We start from the raw sequence: 5,739 nt of genomic DNA, 5'->3' as shown, positions 1-5,739 counted from the left end.
GCCCCGCCGCGCCCCCGGTGCGGGAGCGTCCCCCCGGGGACGGGGCCGCCGGCGACGACGCTCCCGGCGGACGCGGCCGCACCGTCACCGGCGCGGCCGCCGCGGCGGTGGTCACCGTCCTGGCGGTCACCGTCACCGGTCAGATGGCGGAGGGGGACCCCGGCCCGGGGGAGCGGGCCGCGGTCGCCGCGGCGGACGGCGCGCCCCCGCTCCCCGGCGGGGGACCCGTGGAACCCGGGGACCCGGGGAACGCCGACCCGCGGGAGGAGCCGGAGGCCGAGGAGCCCTTCGACTTCGACGCCTGGTTCGCCGCACCGCTGGAGGTCGATCCGGAAGTCACCGGCAGCGGGGAACTGGTTCCGGTGGCCGGGTCGGAACCGGCCACCGACCCCGACGCCCGCACCCTGCTGCGCTACCGGGTGGACATCGAGCGCGACCTGCACGACATGGGGGTGGACCCGGAGCACTTCGCGCAGGCGGTGCACCGCACGCTCTCCGACCCGCGCGGGTGGGGCAACGAGGGCGAGCGTTCCTTCGCCCGGGTCTCCTCGGGGGAGTACGACTTCGTGTTGACCCTGGCCACCCCCGGGACCACGCACGAGTGGTGCCGCCGCTCCGGCCTGGACACCAGCATCGACAACGTCTCCTGTGATTCGGCGAGCACCGAGCGGGTGGTGCTCAACGCCTTCCGCTGGGCGGAGGGCGCCGACACCTTCGGCTCGGACCTGCGCGGGTACCGCGAGATGCTCATCAACCACGAGGTGGGGCACCGCATCGGCTACAACCACGTGGTCTGTCCGGGGGAGGGGGAACCGGCCCCGGTGATGATGCAGCAGACGAAGTTCCTCACCACCGGCGGCATCACCTGCGAGCCCAACGCCTGGCCGCACCCCGGGCGCCGGACCCCGGGGGGCGGCTGAGGGCTCCCCGACGCGGCACGGCCGTCACCCCCGGGTGACGGCCGTGCCGCGCGACCACGCACCGGACGGGGTGTCGAACCACGATCGCCCCCGCCCGCGACCGCCCCGCGAGTCCGTCCCAATTCTCTCGGAAGCCCCTCGGAATCCCCTCGGGGGTGCTCCGTGCCGCGGGTTAACGCCCCGAAGGGGCCGGGGTTACGTTTCTTCACCCCTTCCGGTGGTGTGGCGGACAACCGTCCGTCACGACCCCCCTTGATCCGCTTACCTTCGTCTCCCGGACCTCGCGGGGCGGTCGAGCGCTCCCGCGAACCGCGGTGATCGAGAGCCCGGGCACCCCGCCCCGTCCCGACGCCGACCCCGGTGGGCCGCCCGGCCCGCGGCGGCGGCCTCCCGGAAACGGTCGGGAGGACGGCCCGGCCGGCAGGGGCCGTGGGCCCCGGTACAGGAAACGGAGGGGTGTCACCGGTGCGAGTCGCGATACTCACGGAGGGTGGCTATCCGTACGCACGCGGCGATTCCGCCGTCTGGTGCGAGCGGTTGCTGCGAGGGTTGGGCGGCCACACGTTCGAGATCCACGCGTTCAATCGCTCGGCCCGCCAGGCCGCCGGGCCGCTCCGCCCCCGCCCGCCGGGCGAGCAGCACCAGCCGGGCCCAGGCACTGTCCGCCTCCACCGCCGTGGCCCGCATGGTGAACGCCGCGCCCGCGTTCACCGTGCCGCTGGAGACCATCGCGCCCCGGGCGTGCTCCACCCGCGCGGACTCCCCGGTGAGCGCCGACTCGTCGAGAACCGCCTCCGCCGACTCCACCCGGCCGTCGACCGGTACCGCCTCCCCGGGGCCGACCATCAACAGGTCGCCGGGCACCACATCCGCCGGGGTCACCTCCACCAGGCGGTCCCCGACCCGACGCCGGGCCAGCCGGGGTGAGCGCTCCATCAGGGCCCGCAGGTCGCGCGTCGCCCGTCGTCGGGCCGACTCCTCCAGCCGACGGCCGCCCAGGAACATCACCGCGATCAACGCCCCCGCCAGGTACTCGCCCACCAGGGGGGTGCCCACCAGCGCCAGCACCGCGATCACGTCCACGCCCGTGCGCCCCCGGCGCAGTTCTCCCGCCACCATGACGAGCGCGGGCACCAGCCCGGCCAGGGTCCCGAGGAACCACACCGCGTCGGCGGGGCCGGGCGCCCCCGCCCCCGGGATTCGCCGCGGCCGGGACGACACACGACGAGGCCCCCGCCCGGTGAACCGGGCGGGGGCCTCATGGGGAGTGGAGATGGCGGGAATCGAACCCGCGTCCAACGGTGCGGAAGAAGGGCTTCTCCGAGCGCAGTCCGCTTCGATTTTCTCGGCCCCGGAGATCACGCGGACAAGTCTCCGACGGGCTCAGTCACTGTTTGATGTCCCTATCGACCCCCGTGACCGGGGCCGAAGGTGGAGTTCCCCAGCTGATGCCAGGACCCGGGACGGGAACGCTCCCGGACTGACACTTCACGCTCGCTGCGTCAGGCAGCGAGCGAGAAGGAATCGCGCTTCTGGTTGGCGATTATTTTTTTCACGGCGCGTGGTTAACGAGATCATCGCCGTGCTTCCTCGGCTCGCTTCCCCTGCTTCGACAGCCGCTGTCGAAACCGATCATCCCCATGTTGAGTTGACAAGCGGTGCTCCGGCCGGGGCCGGTATCACCGTTCACCTGCGGTCCATGGTACAGGAGCCGCCACCGTTCCGGCCGGCGCTTTTCCCCGGGGGTGTCGCGGTCGGCGCGGATCGACCCGACGCCTCGCCCTCGACCTCCCCCTCGACCCGCCCGCCGGTGGGGCCGGTCAGGAGCGCTGTCGCCGCCGCGCGGCGGACATCACCCGCTCCGACTCCCGCCGGTCCTGCTTCTCGCGCAGCGTCTGCCGCTTGTCGTACTCCTTCTTGCCCCGGGCGAGGGCGATCTCCACCTTCACCCGGCCGTTGAGGAAGTACAGGCTCAGCGGCACCAGGGTCAGACCCGTCTCCTGGAGCTTGCCGATCAGCTTGTCGATCTCCGACCGGTGCATCAGGAGCTTGCGCTTGCGCCGGGCGCTGTGGTTGGTCCACGTGCCCTGCGCGTACTCCGGGATGTGGGCGTTGTGCAGCCACACCTCGCCGGCGTCGATCTGCCCGAACCCGTCCACCAGGGAGGCCCGCCCCTGACGCAGCGACTTCACCTCGGTACCGGTGAGCACGAGCCCGCACTCCCAGGTGTCCAGGATGTGGTAGTCGTGCCGCGCCTTCTTGTTCTGCGCGATGAGCTTGCGCCCCTCGGCGTCGGCCTTCTTCTTGTCAGCTTTCTTGGTCTTCGCCATGGCCACACCATCCTATGGGCCCCGACGCCCGCCGGCCCCCGATTATTCCGGGGTCGGGTGTCGCGGGGTCGGGCCGGGTCGTCCGGGAACGGCGGGACGGCCCTCAGGCCCCGCCGGAGAGGGCTGCGAGCACCCGCCCCGCCCTGACCACCGGGTCCTCGCCCGGCTCCACCGGCACATCGGGCTCCAGACCCCCGCCCTCGACCGGTGTGGTGCCCGCCGGGGTGGCGTAGGTGCCGACCGTCAACTCCGCGACGCTGCCGTCCGGCTGCCGACTCGGCATCTGGACGGTGCCCTTGCCGAAGGTGGGCCTGCCCACCACCACGGCCCGGTTGCGGTCCCGCAGCGCGCCGGTCAACAGCTCGGCCGAGCTCATCGTGCCCCCGTCCACCAGGACGACCACGGGCCGCTCGGTGTCCCCGCCCGGAGCGGCGCGCAGAGCGTGCTGGACACCGCGCACCTCGTAGGTCCCCACCAGGCCGCCGTCGAGGAAGACCGCCGCGGCCTCGGCCGCCTCGGTGATCAGACCACCGCTGTTGCCCCGCAGGTCGAGGACGACCCCCTCCCCCTCCGGCATCCCGGCCACCTCGGTGCGCAACCGTTCGGCCGCGCCCTCGACGAAGGAGGAGACGCGCACCCGGGTCGTGCCCGGCGCGTCACGGTGGACGGTGACCGGCTCGGTGGCCAGCACGGCGCGCTCCACCTCCACCTCGATCACGGTGGCGGGGACACCTCCGTTCCCGGGGGCGATACGGGTGCTCTCGGCGGAGCGGGAGACCCGGCCGGACGCCCCGTCCCCCTGCTCGCCCCCCGGGCCGGCACCGGCGCCCGCCGGGACCGCGCGCTCCACGCCCAGCCGTACCCGGCTGCCCGGTCCCGCCTCCGCCGCCGGGAGGTCCCTGCCGCGCAGTCGGGCGACCACCTCGGTCACCGGCAGGTCCTCCACGGCCACGCCGTCCACGCTCCGCAGCACGTCACCGGCGCGCAGGCCCGCGCGATCCGCCGGGCCACCCGCGTGCACCCGGGCGATCTCGACGCGGTCCTCGGAGACCCTCCGCACGGAGACACCGGTGCCGACGTATTCACCCTCCAGCGAGAGCCGCCACGCCTCGTACTCCTCGGCGGTGTAGGAGGCCGACCACGTGTCGCCGGAGGCGCCCACCACGATCTCGGCGTCGACGGGGGCGGTGCTGCCCGGTCCGATGCCCGCGGGTGGCAGGTCCGCGACCACGTCGCCCCAGGCCGCTCCCGCCGCCCCGGCCGCGAGCGCGCCCACGAGCACACCGGCGAGCACCGTGCCGCGACGCGCCGGGCGGATCGGGCCTCCGTTACGCACACGTGACATGAGTCGGGAGTCTAGGCCGGCCGCCGGGAGCGTACGGCAGGATGTGCGGCGACCCGAACGTGATCTGTCACACCATCAGGCGGTGCGCGGCCGCACGAGGACGGCGCCCGGCACGCGCCGGGCGCCGCGGGGCCCGGGAACCGGCCGCCCGTCGGCCGGGGGGGGCTCAGACCTTCAGGTACTTGCGGAGCGCGAAGAGCGCCGCCACGGCGGGCATGAGGGCCCCCACCACCAACAGGAACGGCAGTACCGACAGGACCGCGTCCCAGCCGACGAAGTCGATGACCTGGATGCGCGAGTCGAGGAAGCCGTCGATCAGGAAGGACTTGCCGACCACCAGGATCAGACAGGCCAGCACCGCCCCGATGAGACCGGCGATCGCGGCCTCCAGGATGAACGGCATCTGGATGTAGAAGCTGGAGGCGCCGACGAGTCGCATGATCCCGGTCTCCCGCCGTCGGCTGAAGGCGGAGACCCGGACCGTGTTGACGATCAACAGCAGTGCCACCACCAGCATCAGCGCCATCAGGGCCAGGGCGGCGATGTTCACGCCGTTGAGGAGTTGGAAGAGGTTCTCCAACAGGGCCCGTTGGTCCTGGACCGAGTGCACGCCCTCGCGCCCGGCGAAGGCGGTCGAGATCACCTCGTAGCGCTCGGGGTCGCTCAGCTTGACCCGCAGCGACTCCTGCATCTGGTCCGGCGTGACGACGGCCGCGATCGGCGAGTCCTTCTGCTGTTCGGTGTAGTGCTTGTACGCGTCCTCGGCGGTCTCGTGGAAGACCTCCTCGACGATGTCGTACTGCTTGAGCTCGGCCTCGAGCTCCTCGCGCTGCTCGTCGGTGACGGCGCCCCGGGCACAGGCCGGGTCGGTGTCGGCGTCGATCTTGTTGCACAGGAAGATCGACACCTGGACCTTGTCGTACCAGAAGTCCTTCATGCTGGTGACCTGCTCGCGGGCCAGCAGCGACCCGCCCAGCAGCGACAACGACAGCGCGACGGAGACGATGACGGCCAGCGTCATCGTGACGTTGCGACGGAGACCGACGCCGATCTCCGACAGGACGAAGTTGGCGCGCATGGCGTCCTTCCCGTGGTGGTGCTCGTGGACGGAGGCGGGGCCCGAGAGGGCGGAAGGGCCCGGGGC

Annotated in this window: 5 protein-coding genes, 1 other RNA gene and 1 pseudogene; 2 read left to right on the top strand and 5 right to left on the bottom strand. The window is 72.9% G+C overall.

All coding sequences use genetic code 11. The features are described from left to right. The coding region (locus tag FNQ90_RS10740) for a DUF3152 domain-containing protein (protein WP_228471030.1) at positions 1–920 on the top strand (920 nt) is incomplete at its 5' end. Positions 921–1,280: 360 nt separating this feature from the next. Further along, positions 1,281–1,457: pseudogene (locus FNQ90_RS28430) on the top strand (hypothetical protein); the annotation flags it as partial. On the opposite strand, the gene FNQ90_RS27265 reads toward FNQ90_RS28430, so the two are convergent. The 5 genes from FNQ90_RS27265 to ftsX form a co-directional block, all read right to left on the bottom strand. After that, positions 1,380–1,856, bottom strand: a complete 477-nt coding sequence (locus FNQ90_RS27265) for a P-type ATPase (RefSeq protein ID WP_323379874.1) — start codon at positions 1,854–1,856, stop codon at positions 1,380–1,382. The pseudogene FNQ90_RS28430 and the gene FNQ90_RS27265 sit on opposite strands and share 78 nt — an antisense overlap. Before the next feature lie 329 nt (positions 1,857–2,185). Beyond that, positions 2,186–2,560, bottom strand: a transfer-messenger RNA (tmRNA) gene (gene ssrA, locus FNQ90_RS10730). A gap of 180 nt (positions 2,561–2,740) precedes the next feature. After that, positions 2,741–3,250, bottom strand: coding sequence for an SsrA-binding protein SmpB (gene smpB, locus FNQ90_RS10725; protein ID WP_182606161.1), 510 nt, complete (start codon positions 3,248–3,250; stop codon positions 2,741–2,743). 103 nt (positions 3,251–3,353) lie between these two features. Continuing rightward, positions 3,354–4,595 carry a S41 family peptidase gene (locus FNQ90_RS10720; protein WP_182606160.1) on the bottom strand — a complete coding sequence of 414 codons (1,242 nt, stop codon included), beginning with the start codon at positions 4,593–4,595 and terminating at the stop codon, positions 3,354–3,356. 166 nt (positions 4,596–4,761) lie between these two features. Next, a complete protein-coding gene (gene ftsX, locus FNQ90_RS10715) occupies positions 4,762–5,673 on the bottom strand; it encodes a permease-like cell division protein FtsX (RefSeq protein ID WP_143624505.1) in 912 nt (303 codons plus the stop codon). Positions 5,674–5,739: the final 66 nt, after the last annotated feature.

Source organism: Streptomyces alkaliphilus (assembly GCF_014141535.1).
Lineage (GTDB): Bacteria > Actinomycetota > Actinomycetes > Streptomycetales > Streptomycetaceae > Streptomyces > Streptomyces alkaliphilus.
This window is presented reverse-complemented; position numbering and strand designations above follow the sequence as displayed.